The sequence below is a fragment of the Arthrobacter sp. 05T45 genome (assembly GCF_056395875.1).
In genome coordinates this window covers 49,811-64,608 of sequence record NZ_JBFTKI010000015.1, presented here as the reverse complement: position 1 = coordinate 64,608, position 14,798 = coordinate 49,811, and the positions used below count along the sequence as shown (strand labels likewise).

Annotated in this window: 14 protein-coding genes; 6 read left to right on the top strand and 8 right to left on the bottom strand. The window is 70.1% G+C overall.

Going from position 1 to position 14,798, the window contains the following annotated elements; translation table 11 throughout:
• Positions 1–20 precede the first annotated feature (20 nt).
• The 3 genes from AC1DGD_RS14540 to AC1DGD_RS14530 are packed head-to-tail and all read left to right on the top strand — an operon-like array spanning position 21 to position 4,770.
• The gene (locus AC1DGD_RS14540; RefSeq protein WP_476848951.1) at positions 21–1,043 is read left to right on the top strand and encodes a 3-oxoacyl-ACP synthase III; all 1,023 of its coding nucleotides are present in this window, start codon (positions 21–23) and stop codon (positions 1,041–1,043) included.
• Positions 1,037–3,736, top strand: a complete 2,700-nt coding sequence (locus AC1DGD_RS14535) for an alpha/beta fold hydrolase (protein WP_476857254.1) — start codon at positions 1,037–1,039, stop codon at positions 3,734–3,736. Before AC1DGD_RS14540 ends, AC1DGD_RS14535 begins: the two co-directional genes overlap by 7 nt.
• Positions 3,733–4,770 (top strand): NAD-dependent epimerase/dehydratase family protein, encoded by a 1,038-nt coding sequence (locus AC1DGD_RS14530; protein ID WP_476857253.1) that lies wholly within the window; start codon positions 3,733–3,735, stop codon positions 4,768–4,770. The genes AC1DGD_RS14535 and AC1DGD_RS14530 overlap by 4 nt, the downstream gene beginning before the upstream one ends.
• On the opposite strand, the gene mutM is transcribed toward AC1DGD_RS14530, so the two are convergent.
• The 5 genes from mutM to coaD form a co-directional block, all read right to left on the bottom strand.
• Complete coding sequence (gene mutM / locus AC1DGD_RS14525; RefSeq protein WP_476857252.1) at positions 4,706–5,677, bottom strand: bifunctional DNA-formamidopyrimidine glycosylase/DNA-(apurinic or apyrimidinic site) lyase; 972 nt, start codon at positions 5,675–5,677, stop codon at positions 4,706–4,708. The two genes, AC1DGD_RS14530 and mutM, sit on opposite strands and share 65 nt — an antisense overlap.
• Positions 5,678–5,686: 9 nt before the next feature.
• Positions 5,687–6,409, bottom strand: coding sequence for a ribonuclease III (rnc, locus tag AC1DGD_RS14520; RefSeq protein WP_079553422.1), 723 nt, complete (start codon positions 6,407–6,409; stop codon positions 5,687–5,689).
• Positions 6,410–6,430: 21 nt separating this feature from the next.
• Positions 6,431–6,634, bottom strand: a complete 204-nt coding sequence (gene rpmF / locus AC1DGD_RS14515) for a 50S ribosomal protein L32 (protein WP_009356569.1) — start codon at positions 6,632–6,634, stop codon at positions 6,431–6,433.
• A gap of 36 nt (positions 6,635–6,670) precedes the next feature.
• A complete protein-coding gene (locus AC1DGD_RS14510; protein WP_079553424.1) occupies positions 6,671–7,195 on the bottom strand; it encodes a YceD family protein in 525 nt (174 codons plus the stop codon).
• Positions 7,196–7,369: 174 nt separating this feature from the next.
• A complete protein-coding gene (gene coaD / locus AC1DGD_RS14505; protein ID WP_223916485.1) occupies positions 7,370–7,870 on the bottom strand; it encodes a pantetheine-phosphate adenylyltransferase in 501 nt (166 codons plus the stop codon).
• Positions 7,871–7,972: 102 nt separating this feature from the next.
• On the opposite strand from coaD, the gene AC1DGD_RS14500 reads away from it, so the two are divergent.
• The 3 genes from AC1DGD_RS14500 to AC1DGD_RS14490 are packed head-to-tail and all read left to right on the top strand — an operon-like array spanning position 7,973 to position 10,826.
• Positions 7,973–8,833 carry an SDR family NAD(P)-dependent oxidoreductase gene (locus tag AC1DGD_RS14500; protein WP_476857251.1) on the top strand — a complete coding sequence of 287 codons (861 nt, stop codon included), beginning with the start codon at positions 7,973–7,975 and terminating at the stop codon, positions 8,831–8,833.
• The gene (locus AC1DGD_RS14495) at positions 8,830–10,038 is read left to right on the top strand and encodes an aminotransferase class I/II-fold pyridoxal phosphate-dependent enzyme (RefSeq protein ID WP_476857250.1); all 1,209 of its coding nucleotides are present in this window, start codon (positions 8,830–8,832) and stop codon (positions 10,036–10,038) included. The genes AC1DGD_RS14500 and AC1DGD_RS14495 overlap by 4 nt, the downstream gene beginning before the upstream one ends.
• 2 nt (positions 10,039–10,040) lie before the next feature.
• Positions 10,041–10,826: a spermidine synthase gene (locus tag AC1DGD_RS14490; protein WP_476848945.1), complete on the top strand. Its 786-nt coding sequence runs from the start codon at positions 10,041–10,043 to the stop codon at positions 10,824–10,826.
• Here the strand turns inward: AC1DGD_RS14490 and rsmD are convergent.
• From rsmD to AC1DGD_RS14475, 3 genes are read right to left on the bottom strand one after another with little or no spacing between them, the layout of a single operon-like run.
• The gene (rsmD, locus tag AC1DGD_RS14485) at positions 10,823–11,437 is read right to left on the bottom strand and encodes a 16S rRNA (guanine(966)-N(2))-methyltransferase RsmD (RefSeq protein ID WP_476857249.1); all 615 of its coding nucleotides are present in this window, start codon (positions 11,435–11,437) and stop codon (positions 10,823–10,825) included. The genes AC1DGD_RS14490 and rsmD overlap by 4 nt on opposite strands.
• 39 nt (positions 11,438–11,476) lie before the next feature.
• Entirely contained in the window at positions 11,477–13,729 is a 2,253-nt protein-coding gene (locus AC1DGD_RS14480; RefSeq protein WP_476857282.1) for an ATP-dependent DNA helicase RecG, read from the bottom strand.
• Complete coding sequence (locus AC1DGD_RS14475) at positions 13,719–14,795, bottom strand: DAK2 domain-containing protein (RefSeq protein ID WP_476849017.1); 1,077 nt, start codon at positions 14,793–14,795, stop codon at positions 13,719–13,721. Before AC1DGD_RS14475 ends, AC1DGD_RS14480 begins: the two co-directional genes overlap by 11 nt.
• Positions 14,796–14,798: the final 3 nt, after the last annotated feature.

Sequence of the window (14,798 nt, the reverse complement as noted above, 5' to 3'; positions counted from 1 at the left end):
GACATGAAGAGGGGCTTGAATTGGTAGGCAATGCAACATTCCGGCACAGCAACACCGCTCTACTTTCGGTAAGCAGCGTCGAAGCTCCGACGATCGTCAGTTCCATGGATTTCGACCGCAGGCTGGCTTCGACCCTGCGGCGGCTGAGGGTCCCCCCGAAACTGCTCGAACGGGTCGCGGGCATCACGCACCGGCGCTGGTGGGCCCCCGGGACATCGTTCGACGACGCCGCCATCGAGGCGGGTGCAAAGGCCCTGGCCGAGTCCGGCATCGAAGCGTCCGAGATTGGCCTGCTGATCAACACCTCCGTGACGCGGCGCAACCTCGAACCGTCCGTCGCGGTGAAGATCCACCACGGACTGCGCCTGCCTTCGTCGGCCATGAACTTTGATCTGGCCAACGCCTGCCTTGGATTCGTCAACGGCATGACCCTGGCGGCCAACATGATCGACTCCGGCCAGATCAAGTACGCGATGATCGTCAACGGTGAAGACGCCCAGCCAACGCAGGAGGCCACCCTGGCCCGGCTGCAGCGGCCCGAGACGACCCGCGAGGACTTCAACCGCGAGTTCGCCACACTGACGCTCGGCTCCGGAGCCGCTGCGGCCGTCCTGGGCCCGGCGGACGAGCACCCCGGGGCGCACCGGGTCCTCGGCGGCGTGATGCGTGCCGGAACCGAGCACCATGAACTGTGCGTGGGCAGCATTGACGGCATGGCCACCGACACCAAAGGCCTGCTCGACGGCGGCCTGCAGCTCGTGGTCGATGCCTGGCACGAGGCCCAGCCGGAGTGGGACTGGGCCTCGATGGACCGGTACGTCACGCACCAGGTGAGCAATGCCTATACCCAGGCCATCATCAACGCCATTGACCTGGACCCGGACAAGGTGCCGATCACGTTCCCGCATTGGGGCAATGTGGGCCCGGCCTCGCTCCCCATGACCCTCGCGGCCGAAGCGCAGACTCTCGCCGCCGGGGACCGCGTGCTGTGCATGGGCGTCGGTTCCGGCTTGAACACCGCCATGGTGGAAATCGTTTGGTAGCCGCCGACTGGCCCGGCGTCGACCCCGAATGGTCGCGCGAGATCGATGTGGCGTCCACCTCCGCCGCGGATGAGCCCGGCACCGTGCGCCGCTGGCACCTGCTGGACAACGGTGCCCAGCTCGCGCGCCGCGGCCTGACTCCTGCCGGCACCCTGCTGTGCGTGCACGGCAACCCGACGTGGTCCTACCTGTGGCGGACCCTGCTGGCCGCCGGATCCGACCCCGCACATCCGTGGCGCGTGGTGGCCGTGGACCAGCTGGACATGGGCTTCTCCGAGCGCACCGGCACGTTCCGGCGCCTGGAGGACCGGATCAACGACCTGGGCGACCTCACCGCGGCGCTCGGCCTGGACGGGCCGGTCGTCACCGTCGGCCACGACTGGGGCGGCGTGATCAGCCTGGGCTGGGCCGTGGCCCATCCGCAGCAGCTCGCCGGCGTGGTGCTGACCAACACGGCCGTGCACCAGCCCTCCGGCGCCCGTATCCCGCCTGCGCTGCGGCTTGCCTTGCACCCTGCCGTGCACCGCTGGGGAACGACGGGGACGGACAGCTTCCTGCGCGTGACGCATGCCCTGGCCCGCCCGCCGCTCACCGCGGATGTCCGTGGCGCCTTCATGGCCCCCTATCGCGGCGCCGGCCGACGCGCCGGCGTGGGGAACTTTGTCGCGGACATTCCCGCCGACGCGTCCCATCCCAGCTTTCCGACGCTCAGCCGCGTCGCGGAAGGGGTGCGCGGGCTGGGGGTTCCGGCCCTGATGCTCTGGGGCCCGCGCGATCCGATCTTTTCCGACCGGTACCTCAAGGACCTCATCGGCCGGCTGCCGGACGCGAAAGTTCACCGCTTCGAGGGTGCCGGCCACCTGGTCGCGGAAGACCGGGACATCGCCGCGCCCGTCTTCGAGTGGCTGGCGGAGTGCGGGCCGGACAGCGGGCCGGCCGACGACCCGGCCGACGACTCGATGCTGGAATTCGGGGCCGGGCCCCTGGAGCCCGGCGCCGGGGTCCCGCCCCTTTGGGCGCCCCTCGCCGAGCTGGCGGCGGGACCGGCGGCCGGGGATACCGCCGTCGCGGAAATGGCCACGGACGGCAGCGTCGCCCGTTCGCTCAGCTGGCAGGAGCTCGAACAGAACATCGCCGCCCTCGCGGCGGGCCTGCAGGACGCCGGTGTAGGGAACGGCACCCGGGTGAGCCTGATGGTTCCCCCGGGCGTGGACCTGACCGTGGTCCTCTACGCCTGCCTGCGGCTCGGCGCGGTGGTCATCGTGGCCGACGCCGGCCTGGGCACCCGCGGCCTGAGCCGTGCGGTGAAGGGCGCCACCCCGGACTTCTTCATTGGAATCGACAAGGCCCTGGCGGCCGCCTCGGTACTTGGCTGGCCGGGGCGGCGCATCAGTGTGCGGGACCTGCCGGCCCGCCGCCGCCGGCTCCTCGCCGTCGAGACCTCCCTCGCTGCCCTTGCCCGCCGCGGAGCCGGCCTCAGCCCCGGACTCCCCCGCCCGGGCACGGCCCCGGTTCCGGACCCGGGCGCCCCCGCCGCGGTGCTGTTCACCTCCGGTTCCACCGGGCCCGCCAAGGGCGTGGTCTACACGCACCGGCGGCTGGCAGCGATGCGCGATGCCGTGGCCGCGACGCTGGAGATCCGCCCGGGCGCACGCCTGGTGGCGGGCTTCGCGCCGTTCGCCCTGCTGGGACCGGCGCTCGGAGCCGTTTCAGTGACGCCCGCCATGGACGTCACCGCCCCCCGCACCTTGACGGCCAGCGCGCTGGCGCACGCCGCAGCAGCCATCGACGCCACGGTGGTCTTCGCCTCGCCCGCGGCGCTGCGCAACGTCCTGGCCACCCGGGCCGGCCTGAGCCGGGCCGGACACGAGGCGCTGGGGCGCGTGGAGCTGCTGCTCTCCGCCGGCGCGCCGGTCCCTGAAACCCTCCTCGCAGAGGTGCAGCGGCTGCTGCCGCGCGCCTCGCTGCACACCCCGTACGGGATGACCGAGGCGCTGCCCGTCACGGACATCAGCCTCGAACAGATCCGTGCCGCCGCGGCCGACGCCGCCGCCGGAACCATGGCAGGCGCCGGCAACGGCGTGTGCGTGGGCCGGCCGGTGCAGGGCGCCCGCGTGGCCATCATCCCGCTGGCCGCGGACGGCACCGCACCCGGGAACGAGCCCGTCAGGGAGGCCGGAGTGAGCGGGGAGATCCTCGTCAGCGCCCCGCACGTGAAAGAAGCCTACGACCGGCTCTGGCTGACCCAGCGCGAGAGCGTCCGCACGGCCGGATGGCACCGCACCGGCGACGTGGGGCACCTCGACGCCGCCGGCCGGCTCTGGGTGGAAGGACGCCTCGTGCACGTCGTGACGGCCCCGGGCGCCGTGGTGACGCCGGTGGGCGCCGAGCAGGCCATCGAACGCCTGGACGACGTCGGGATGGCAGCCGTCGTCGGGGTCGGTCCGTCCGGGACGCAGGCTGTCGTCGCCGTCGTCGAAACAGTTCCGCCGGTCCGCCGGGCCGGTCCCGCCGCGCCGCAGCTGGCGGGCCGCGTACGGGACGCCGCCCGCGCGGCAGGGGTCAGTGTCTCCGCCGTGCTCGCTGTCCCCTCCCAGCCGACCGACATCCGCCACAACGCCAAGATCGACCGGAGCCGCGTGGCCCGGTGGGCTTCGGCGGTGCTGGCCGGCGGCCGTCCGGGCACGCCATGAGGGTCCTCGTCACCGGCGCGAGCGGGCTGCTCGGGCGGGAGGTGGCACGTCTGATGGTGCGGCAGGGCCATGCCGTCAGCACGTTCCAGCGCCGCCCCTCCGGGGTCGACGGCGTAACGGACCTCCAAGGGTCCGTTGCGGACGAGGCCGCCGTGCGCCGCGCCGTCTCCGGCGCCGAGGGCGTCATCCACCTGGCCGCGAAGGTGTCCTTCACGGGCCGTGCCGCGGAGTTCGACGAGGTCAATGTCGAAGGCACGCGCCGCCTGCTCCGGGCCGCCCGCGAGGCCGGTGTGCGGGAGCTGGTGTTTGTTTCCTCCCCGTCCGTGGCCAATTCCGGGGCCGCCATCGCCGGGCTGGGCGCCGAGGCGGCGGACCCGGCCCGCGCGCACGGTGACTACTCCCGCACGAAGGCCGAGGCCGAACTGCTGGCGCTGGCCGCGGACTCGCCGGGTTTCCGGGTCACGGCGGTGCGCCCGCACATCGTCTGGGGCCCGGGTGACACCCAGCTGGTGGAACGGGTGCTGGAACGTGCCAGCCGCGGCCGCCTGCCGCTGCTCGACGCCGGTGCGGCCCTGATCGACACGACCTACGTGGACAACGCCGCTTCGGCCATCGTCGCCGCGCTTGACCGGATGGAGCACATCCACGGCCGGGCGCTCGTGGTCAGCAACGGCGAACCCCGCCCGGTCGGTGAGCTGCTGGCGGGCATTTGCGCCGCGGGCGGCGTCCCTGCGCCGTCGTGGACGGTGCCGGGCAGCCTCGCGCGGGCTGCGGGATCGGTGGTGGAGAAGGTGTGGTCCAGGTCCGGCCGGGCCGGGGAGCCGCCGATGACCAGATTCCTCGCTGAGCAGCTCTCCACGGCCCACTGGTTCGACCAGCGCGAGACCCGTGAACTCCTCAACTGGGCCCCCGCCGTTTCGCTTGACGAGGGCCTGGCGAGGCTGGCCGGGCACTACGCCCGGACTCCCCCTACCAGCGTCCGTTCCGCGGCCGGGGCTGGCAGACGGGGCAGGTGTACGAGGACCGGTTCATGAACTGTTCCCGCAGGAGCCGGCTGACCCGGCCGGCGGCGGCGCAGCGCTTGCACTCGAGCCCCTCCCGGCCGTAGGCGTTCAGGGAACGGTCGAAGTACCCGGAGGCTCCGTTGACGTTGACGTAGAGCGAATCGAAGCTCGTGCCACCGGCGGCCAGGGCATCCGTCATGACCGCGCGGGCGGCGTCGAGGACCCGCAGCGCATCGGGTCGGCGCAGGGTGTCGGTGGGCCGGGCGTAATGCAGCCGCGCCGTCCAGAGGGCCTCGTCCGCGTAGATGTTGCCGATCCCCGAGACCAGGCCCTGGTCCAGCAGCGCCCGCTTGAGCCCGGTTTTGCGGGCCCGCAGGCGCCGGTAGAAGGTCTCGAAGGAGAACCAGGGATCCAGCGGGTCACGGGCAATGTGCGCGGCTTCCTCGGCGATGAGCGGCAGCGGCGTTTCGGCGAGGCCGCCGGGGCCGCCGTCGTCGGTGGGGATCAGCGTGGTCAGGAACAGGCCGCCGAAGATGCGCTGGTCCACGAACCGGAGCTGTTCGGGCATGCCGTCGGCTGGGCTGAGCCGCAGCCTGACCTTCAGGTGTTTTTCGTCCGGAACGCCGGGGTCCTGCATAAGCAGCTGGCCGGACATGCCCAGATGGGCCATGAGCGCGACGGCGGGGGCCGGTTCGCCGGCCGGGGCACCGTTTCCGGGCGGGGCGGGCGCGTCCGCCAGTGGCATCCACAGGAATTTGCCGCGGCGGACCACGTCCAGGACCCGCGCGCCTTCAAGGTTGCCGGCAAAGTCGTCCGGTCCCAGGGCGTGCCGGCGCAGGGAGCGCGGGTCCAGCACCTCGACGGAGGTGATGGTCCGGCCGCGCACCCAGCTCACCAGGCCGCGCCGGACCACCTCGACCTCGGGCAGTTCAGGCAACGCCGCTGCCTAGCTGCCGGTCTGGGACTGCAGCTGCTGCGGATCCGGCGCGGACGGGGCGGTCAGCCGGCGCCAGGCGTCGGCGGCGGCTTCCTGTTCGGCCTCTTTCTTGGAGTTGCCGGTGCCGGTGCCGTAGTCCGTGCCGCCGATCCGCAGCACGGCCTCGAACGTCCGGGCGTGGTCCGGCCCGGAGCCGTCGACCGCGTAGTTGATGGTCCCAAGCTGCCGGCTGGCGGCGAGCTCCTGGATGGAAGTCTTCCAGTCGGTGCCCGCGCCGAGGGCGGCGGCGTCCTTCAACAGCGGGCCGACCAGCCGCATGACCAGCTGCCGGGCAGTCTCGATGTCGTTGGAGAGGTAGGTGGCGCCGATCAGCGCCTCCATGGTGTCCGCCAGGATGGAGGCCTTGTTCTTGCCTTCGGTGAGCTTTTCGCCCTGTCCAAGGTAGATGTACTCCCCCAGCCCGATGCTGCGGCCGATGCCGGCCAGCGCCCGGGTGCTGACGACGGCGGAGCGGCGCTTGGCCAGGTCGCCTTCGGGCAGCGTGGGGTTGTCACGGTACAGCGCGTCCGTTACGGAGAACCCCAGGATGGAGTCGCCCAGGAACTCGAGCCGTTCGTTGGTGGGGATGCCGCCGTTTTCGTAGGCGTAGGAACGGTGTGTGAGCGCAAGACGAAGCGTCCCGGCGTCAATAGTGACACCGAGACGCTTCAGAAGCTCTTCAGTTGAAGACATCTTTTTCAGCCTGTTGGCGGATTAGACGTCTGCGACCTTGCGGCCCTTGTACTCAAGGAACAGCGCAGTGCCAGCCGAGTCGGTAACGACCTTTGCCTGGTGCGGCAGGCTGTACGTGACCTGGCCGTTCTCGACAGTCTTCACCAGGTGGGGGGCAGTTGCCTTCCACTGGGAGCGGCGGGCGCGGGTATTCGAGCGAGACATTTTCCGCTTCGGGACAGCCACGGCTAACTCATTTCTCTCTAGAAAAACACTTACAAATCAGTTTTGCCGGTCAGGCTTAGCCAAGTCAGCCAGGGCGGCCCAGCGAGGATCTACGACCTCGTGGTGATGCCCCGGCTCGTCTTCCAGGCGCACTCCACATTCGGAGCAAAGGCCCTGGCAGTCTTCCCGGCACACCGGCTGGAACGGCAGTATGGTGACAACTGCGTCCCGCAACACCGGCTCAAGATCGATCAGATCGTGCTCGACTCGACGTTGCTCTTCTTCGTCTTCTTCGTCGGAGAACACAGCATCCTCGTAGAAGAAAAGTTCTTGCACATCAACCTCTTGGTCATACGCAAGGGGATCCAGGCATCGGCCGCATTCGCCAGTAACTTCAACGTGCGCGGTTCCTGATACCAGAATTCCTTCGTGTACGGCCTCAAGCCGCAGGTCCAGCTCGACATCCGAGCCTTCCTGCACGCCAATGAGCGCCACGCCAAGATCACTTGGCGCGGGTACATGTTCCGTCAGCGTCCGCATGCTTCCCGGACTGCGTCCGAGGTCCTTGACGTCGAACGCCAAGGGCGAACTAGCATCTCGTTTAATGAGAACTCCTGTTGAACATATGACCGACGTACTATCTTAGCCTGAACTTCCGGACGGACTCAAACCGGGGGCACGCCGGCGGTTCACACCACAAGCGGCCTCGGATTCGGGCCCCGCAACCGGCAGCAGGCCGCCGAGTACCGGTCAAGCTTACACTTTGCGCGCCCGGTTCGGGACCGGCTCGCCCGGGGCCAGCCGTTTCAGCACGGAGCGGGGAACAAAGTCCGAGACATCCCCGCCGAGGGCGAAGACCTCTTTGATGAGGGTGGAGGACAGGTGCAGGTAGTGGCTTTCCGCCGGCAGGAACACCGTCTCGACACCGGTCAGCTGCCGGTTCATCGTGGCCATCGGCAGTTCGTAGTCGAAGTCCGAGGACGAACGCAGGCCCTTGACGATCGCCGATACACCGCGCTGCCGGCAGTACTCGGCCAGGAGACCCTCCCCCACGGGTTCAACCACGATCCCGCGCAAGGACGCGAACGTTTCCCTGGCCATGTCGATCCGCTCCTCCAGGCTGAAGCGGTACTTCTTGGAATAGTTCGTGGACACGGCCACGATCACCTCGTCGAAGAGGCCAGCGGCACGCGCAATGACTTCCAGGTGTCCATTGTGGATGGGGTCAAAAGAGCCAGGGCAAACAGCGCGTCTCATGCTCCGAACCTACCGTATCCGCGCCGCAGCCCGGGATAACATGGCTGAATGTCAGCATCGAACAATCGCGCGACTTCTCCTTTTACTGTGCGGCCTTTTACTGTGCGGCCTGTCACTGCGCCGCCTTTCACCGTGGACGGCGGCGTGGTCCTGGTCACCGGTGCCGCCAGCGGCATGGGCCGGCTCTACGCCCTCCGCGCCGCCCGGGAAGGCGCCGGGGTGGTGATCCTCTGGGACGTCGACGCCGATGCCCTGGCCGGCACCGCCGCTGAAGTTGCCGCCCTGGGCGCCCGCGCCGTCCCCCGCACGGTGGACCTGGCGGATCGCGCCGCGATTGCCGGCGCCGCCCGGGAGGCCCGGGCCGAGGGGCCGCTGGCGCTGCTGGTGAACAACGCCGGGATTGTCCGCGGCGCGTACTTCTGGGACCACGCCCCGGACCGTGACATCGCCCTGACCATGGACATCAACGCCCTCGCCCCCATGTACGTCACCCTGGAGTTCCTGCCGGACATGATGGCCGCCGCCGGCCGCCCGCGCCGGATCCTCAACGTTGCCTCCGCCGCCGGCACGGTCTCGAATCCGCGGATGAGCGTGTACGCGGCCTCGAAATGGGCCGTCATCGGCTGGAGCGACTCGCTCCGGCTCGAGCTTGAGCAGCAGGGCTACGGCCACCTGAAAGTCACCACCTTCTGCCCCAGCTACATTTCCACCGGCATGTTCGAGGGAGCCCGCGGTCCCCTGCTGACCCCGCTCATGACGCCCGAGGACGCCGTGGACAGGGCATGGCGCGCTACGGCCGCCGGGCGGCCGCTGCTGATCGCCCCCGCCATGGCCACGCTGGGGAAAGTACTCAAGGGCATACTGCCGGTGCGGGCGTGGGACTTCGTGGGCGGAAAGGTCTTTGGGATCTACACCACCATGGACAGCTTCACCGGCCGGGACGAGAAGGCGGGCACCCGATGAGCCCCCTCATGCCGTTGCCGTGGCAGCGCGCCGCAACCGGCGCCAACCTGCTCTCCCCCGATGGCTCGCTGGGCGTGACGATCTTCGAGGAGATGACCACCCTGGCCCTGAGCACGGGCGCCATCAACCTTGGCCAGGGCTTCCCGGACGAGGACGGCCCTGTGGAGATCAAGGAGGCCGCCCAGGCCGCGATCGCCGCCGGAGCCAACCAGTATGCGCCCGGCAAGGGCATCCTGCCGCTGCGGGAGGCGATCTCGGTGCACCAGCAGCGGTTCTACGGGCTGGACCCGGATCCGCAGACCGAAATCATCGTCACGACCGGCGCCACGGAGGCCATCGCCGCCGCCCTGCTCGCGCTGGTAGGTCCGGGAGATGAAGTGCTCACCTTCGAGCCGTTCTACGACTCCTACGGCGCCATCATCGGACTCTCCGGCGCCACGCACGTCACCGCCCCGCTCCTGGCCCCGGATTTCATGCCGGACCTGGCCGCACTCGAGGCCGCGTTCAGCAACCGCACCAAGGTGGTGCTGATCAACAATCCGCACAACCCGACCGGAGCGGTGTTCCCCCGCGAGGTGCTCGAGCGCGTCGTCGAACTGGCCGCGAAATACGACACCGTCATCGTCACAGACGAAGTGTACGAGCACCTGACGTTCGGTGTGCGGCACATCCCGATCGCGACGCTGCCCGGGGCGGCGGAGCGCACGCTGACCATTTCCTCGGCCGGCAAGACGTTCTCCTTCACCGGCTGGAAGATCGGCTGGCTCTCCGGGCCGGAGGAGCTCGTGGCCGCCGCCCGGACGGTCAAGCAGTTCCTGAGCTACAGTTCCGGCACGCCCTTCCAGGCCGCGATCGCGGTGGGCCTGGGGCTTCCGGACGAGTTTTACGCCGGCATCGCCGACACCCTCCGGTACAAGCGCGACATCCTCAGCGAGGGACTGCGCGCGGCCGGCCTCGACGTGCTGACCCCGCAGGGGACCTACTTCGTCAACGTGGACACCTCACCGCTGGGGATCACCGATTCCGTGGAGCTGGCCCGCAGGCTGCCGGCCCTCGTGGGCGTCGCCGCGATCCCGGTGCCCGTCTTCTGCCACGCCGACGGCGCCGAACGCACCCGCAGCCTGCTCCGCTTCGCGTTCTGCAAGCAGCTGCACGTTCTGGAGGAGGCCGCCGAGCGGCTGGCGACCTTGCGCGACAGGCTGTGAACATGGCCGGGCAGCAACCCGGGGCCTCGCGGTTCCTGCGGACCACCGGGCAGCACGCCGTAATCGAACCGGATCCCTTTACCGACGGCGGCTTCGTGCTGAGCATCGGCGGCGCCGAGCAGTCCCACGTCAACCTGGCCGACCCCGCGGACATCTTCTACGAATACCTGCGCAGGATCGGGCACGTGGTGGACCTCGCCGCCCCGTGGGGCGAGCCGATCACGGCGCTGCACCTGGGCGCCGGGGCCCTGACGCTGGCCCGCTACATCCAGGCCACCCGGCCCGGCTCGGTTCAGTACGCCGTGGAGCTGGAGCGGGAACTGCTGGACTTCGTGCTCGCGCAGCTGCCCCTGCCGGAGGGAACCGAGCTGCACACGGTGATCGGCGATGCCCGCGACGCTCTCGCCGGGCTTCCGGCGGACCTGCGCTTCGACGTCGTGATCCTGGACATCTTCTCCGGGCCGGAGGCGCCGGAACACATCGCGTGTACCGGGTTCTACCAGGAGGCGGCGGCCCGGCTGACGCCGCGCGGCGTGTTGATCGTCAACGTGGGCGACGAACCCGGACTGACCCTGGTCCGGAGCCAGATCGCGGCCATGCGCCGGGCCATGGCCGACGTCTCGGCCTTCGCGGAGGCCGGAATGTTCACTGGCCGGTTCCCCGGGAACATCATCCTGACCGGGACGCAGGGGCCGTGGCCGGAGGTCTGGACGGCGGCGCTCACGGCGCGCGGTCCGCATCCGGCCCGGCTGCTCGCCGGCGTCGATTTGGACGCGCTGGCCGGCTAGTCCCCTGCTTCCAGGTCCACGGCTTCCACAGCGTCCGCGGCTTCCACGCCGGGCTCGGTGAACCACAGCCGGGTTTCGCCGTACTTCTTCTCGGCAAACCGTTCCATGCCCTGGGGCCATGCCGGTTCGGGGCTCCGGGACGACCGTTCCACCACCACGACCGCTCCCTCGCCCAGGTGCGGCACCAGCTTGGCCAGCACGGCAGCGAGGGCCGGCTCGTCCAGGGGGTAGGGCGGGTCCAGGAACACCAGGTCCCAGATCGCGGAGCCGGCGGCCCGGTCGAGGAACGATTCGACCTTGGAGCGGTGCACGGAGACCACCTTGCGGCCCGTGACGGTGTTGACAAGATCGGCGTTCCGCTGGCAGACGGCGCTTGCCTTGGCGTCGAATTCGACCAGGTCCACGGAGTCCGCGCCGCGGCTGCCGCTCTCCACCCCCAGCGAGCCGGATCCCGCGTACAGATCGAGCACGCGGGCGCCGGCGATGACGTTGAAGGCGTCCAGCCTGGAGAACAGGGCCTCCTTGACACGGTCGGTGGTGGGCCGTGTCAGGTTCCCGGGCACGCTGTTCAGCGTGCTGCCGCCGGCCGCCCCGGCAATGATCCGGCTCATGCGCGGACCCCTGCGGACGTGTTTGCCTGGCTCGTGGTCCTAGCCGCGTTCAAGGAACGCCTCCTTCTCGGGGTTCAGGTATTCATCGATCGCGGCCGCAAGCCGGGGCTGGCCCGCCAGCGCGGGATCGGCGGCCACGATCCGCTGGGCGTCCTGCCGGGCCCGGGCGATCACGTCCTCGTGTTCGAGGACGCGCAGCAGCTTCAGCGTGGAGCGCCCGCCGGACTGCGAGGCGCCCAGGATGTCGCCTTCCCTGCGGAGCTTGAGGTCTTCCTGGGACAGTTCGAAGCCGTCGGTGGTGGCGGCTACGGCATCCAGGCGGCGCCGGCTCGGATGGCCCGGCTCCAGGGTGGTGACCAGCAGGCAGGTTCCGGGCAGTCCGCCGCGGCCCACCCTGCCGCGCAGCTGGTGGAGCTGGGAGATGCCAAAGCGGTCAGCGTCCAGGATCACCATGAGCGTGGCGTTGTGGACGTCCACGCCGACTTCGATCACGGTGGTGGAGACCAGCAGTTTGGTCTGGTTGGCCGTGAAGGAGGCCATGGTTTCGGACTTCAGGACGGGGTCCTGCCGGCCGTGCAGGGGCGCCACGGGTACCCCGGCGAGTGCCGGTTCGTCCTGGAGATGTTCCACGACGCCGGTGACCGAGGCGAGTTCCCGCGCGCCGTTGTCGCCTTCGAGGTCTGCGGCGGACGGTTCGGCCTCGGCCGGGGTGAAGTCGCCGTCGTCGTCCGTGCCGATCTTGGGGCAAACGACGTAGACCTGATGGCCGGCGTCGATCTCCTCCCGCGAACGGGACCAGATCCGGGTGGCCCACCCCGGGTGTTCCGCGAGCCCCACCACGTGGGTGGAGATGGGGGCGCGGCCGGCGGGGAGCTCATCGAGCACGGAGGTTTCGAGGTCGCCGAACACGGTCATGGCCACGGTCCGGGGAATCGGGGTGGCGGTCATGACCAGCAGGTGCGGCGGTTTGCTGGCCTTGGCCCGGAGGGCGTCGCGCTGCTCCACGCCGAAGCGGTGCTGTTCGTCCACCACGATCAGGCCAAGGTCGTAGAAGGAGACGTTGTCGCTGAGCAGGGCGTGGGTGCCGATCACGATTCCGGCCGTTCCGGAGGCGGCGTCGAGCATGGCCTGCTTCCGCGCCGCGGTGGGCATGGAGCCGGTGAGCAGGGTGACCTGGACGGCGTCCGGGCCGAACCCGCCGAGCATCCCGTCCCGGGAGAGCGGTCCGAGCGTGCGCCGGATGGATTCATAGTGCTGGGCGGCGAGGACTTCGGTGGGGGCCAGCAGGGCAGCCTGTCCCCCGGCGTCCACCACCTGCAGCATGGCGCGCAGCGCCACGATCGTCTTGCCGGAGCCCACCTCGCCCTGCAGCAGCCGGTTCATGGGCGAGTCCTGGGCGAGCTCGTCGGAGAGCGTCTTGCCGACGGCGGCCTGGCCGGCGGTCAGCGTAAACGGGAGCTGGCGGTCGAAGGCGGGCAGCAGCCCGTCCGGTGCCGGGCGGCGGGCCGTCGCTTCTTCGGCGGCGAGTTGGGCGCGGCGGCGGGCCAGGGCCGACTGGAGCACCAGGGCTTCCTGGTAGCGGAACCGGTCGCGGGCGCGCTGGTAGTCCGCCGGTGTTTGCGGGGCGTGGATCAGCCGGTAGGCGTCCGCGACCGGCAGGAACTTCTCCCGCGCCGCGATCTCGGCGGGCAGCGGGTCGCCGAGGGTTTCCAGTTCCACGGTGTCCAGCAGCGTCGAGATGACCTTCTGGATGGACCAGCTGGTCAGTTTCGCCGTGGCCGGGTACACCGGGATCGGCATGGCGGCGAGCTTCTCGGGGTCGATGCCCGGTGTTTCGGGGTCCTCGTCCAGCAGCAGGAAATCCGGGTTGGTCAGGCCGAGGGATCCGGCGTAGCGCGTAACCTTGCCGGAAAACATGGCGCGCCGGCCCGGCTGCAGCTCGGCCTTGGCCCGGAACCCGTTGAAGAAACTGACCTTGAGCGTACCCGGCAGTGCGCCGGCGGCCCGCGTGGAAGCGGCACCGCCGGCGTCGTCGGAGATCACGACGTCGGTGAGGGAACCGCGCCGGGCGCGCATGGGCCGGGTGCTGTTGGAGACCACCCGGGCGATCAGGGTCACTTCCTCGTCCAGCGGGACCTCGCTGATGGGCGTGAGCTCGCCGCGGCTGAGGTAGCGGCGGGGAAAATAGTTCAGGAGCCCGCCGACAGTGGTGATGCCAAGGTGTTTTTCGATGACAGCCGCGGAGCGCTTGCCGATGCGGCGCTCCAGGCCCAGTTCAAGTTCAGCGTGCATGTCCGTCGGGGTTTCGGGTTTCGGCGGCACGCGCAGTGGCAACTGTAGGGGCTGCGGTGGCGGCAACGGTGGCGGCCGGTGCCTCCGGGTCTCGCGGGACTGCGAGCTCGCTCACGGAAATGTCCGTGGGCTCGCCCAGGGAACGGATCAGCGCGACGGCGAGATCCGCATCCAGGACGTGGACGTGGACGCGCCAGCGGTAGAGCCCGGCGGCGTCGGCGCCGCCGCCGACCTGGCTCATTATCACCGAGTCGCCCATTTCGTCGAGCCGTTGGCGCATCATGGCGGCGTCCAGCGGGGACAGGGAAATGGTGCACATGACTTCGACACCTTCGTCGCGCGGCATGCCGACGTGGATATGCGGATCCTGGACGTCGTAGCCGTGCAGTCCGTCCAGCAGTTCGCTCTGGAGCTCCTCGCCCAGCACGGCCGAGCGGAGGCAGTCCAGGATCAGCAGCATGCCCACGCCGCCGGCGTCCACCACGTGGGCGGCCTGCAGGGCAGCGAGCTGCTCCTCCGTGCGGACCACGGCGGCCAGGGCCGCCTCGACGGCGGCGTCCAGGGCCAGGCCCAGGGTCTGGTTGCTGTCATCGCCGTCGTGTGCGGAGTCCACCGCGGCCGCGGCCCGGGCGGCAGCCTCCATGACGGAGAGCATGGTGCCGGGCACGGGATCACTCAGCGCGGACCAGGCCCGGATCTGGGCCCGGTTCAGGGCCGCAGCCAGCAGGGGTGAGCTGATCCGGGTGTGCCCGGCCAGGGGTTCGGCGGCAGCGCAGAGGAACACGGCGAACAGGGTTCCCGAGTTGCCGCGGGCCTGCTCCATGGCAACCTGGCCGGCCTGCGCCAGGACGGCGCCAACGTCATGCAGGGTCGGGTCCGGCGCCGCGTGCGCCGCCCCGTCCGGGTGTCCCGGCACGGCGGCGTCCGCGGCGTGGGCCGCGGCGCGGACAGTCAGGTAGAGGTTGGTGCCGGTGTCGCCGTCGGCTACCGGAAAGATGTTGATGGCATTCAGGCGGTCGCTGTGGTTGCCGAGCGTGGTTTCCGCCTTGCCCAACCACCGCTTCATCGC

Bases quoted from the DNA above. Each gene is read 5' to 3' on its own strand.
- AC1DGD_RS14490 (WP_476848945.1), top strand. From the start codon at position 10,041: ATGGCCGGGCAGCAACCCGGGGCCTCGCGGTTCCTGCGGACCACCGGG.
- coaD (WP_223916485.1), bottom strand. From the start codon at position 7,870: ATGAGACGCGCTGTTTGCCCTGGCTCTTTTGACCCCATCCACAATGGA.
- AC1DGD_RS14475 (WP_476849017.1), bottom strand. From the start codon at position 14,795: ATGAAGCGGTGGTTGGGCAAGGCGGAAACCACGCTCGGCAACCACAGC.
- AC1DGD_RS14530 (WP_476857253.1), top strand. From the start codon at position 3,733: ATGAGGGTCCTCGTCACCGGCGCGAGCGGGCTGCTCGGGCGGGAGGTG.
- AC1DGD_RS14495 (WP_476857250.1), top strand. From the start codon at position 8,830: ATGAGCCCCCTCATGCCGTTGCCGTGGCAGCGCGCCGCAACCGGCGCC.
- rnc (WP_079553422.1), bottom strand. From the start codon at position 6,409: ATGTCTTCAACTGAAGAGCTTCTGAAGCGTCTCGGTGTCACTATTGAC.
- rsmD (WP_476857249.1), bottom strand. From the start codon at position 11,437: ATGAGCCGGATCATTGCCGGGGCGGCCGGCGGCAGCACGCTGAACAGC.
- AC1DGD_RS14480 (WP_476857282.1), bottom strand. From the start codon at position 13,729: ATGCACGCTGAACTTGAACTGGGCCTGGAGCGCCGCATCGGCAAGCGC.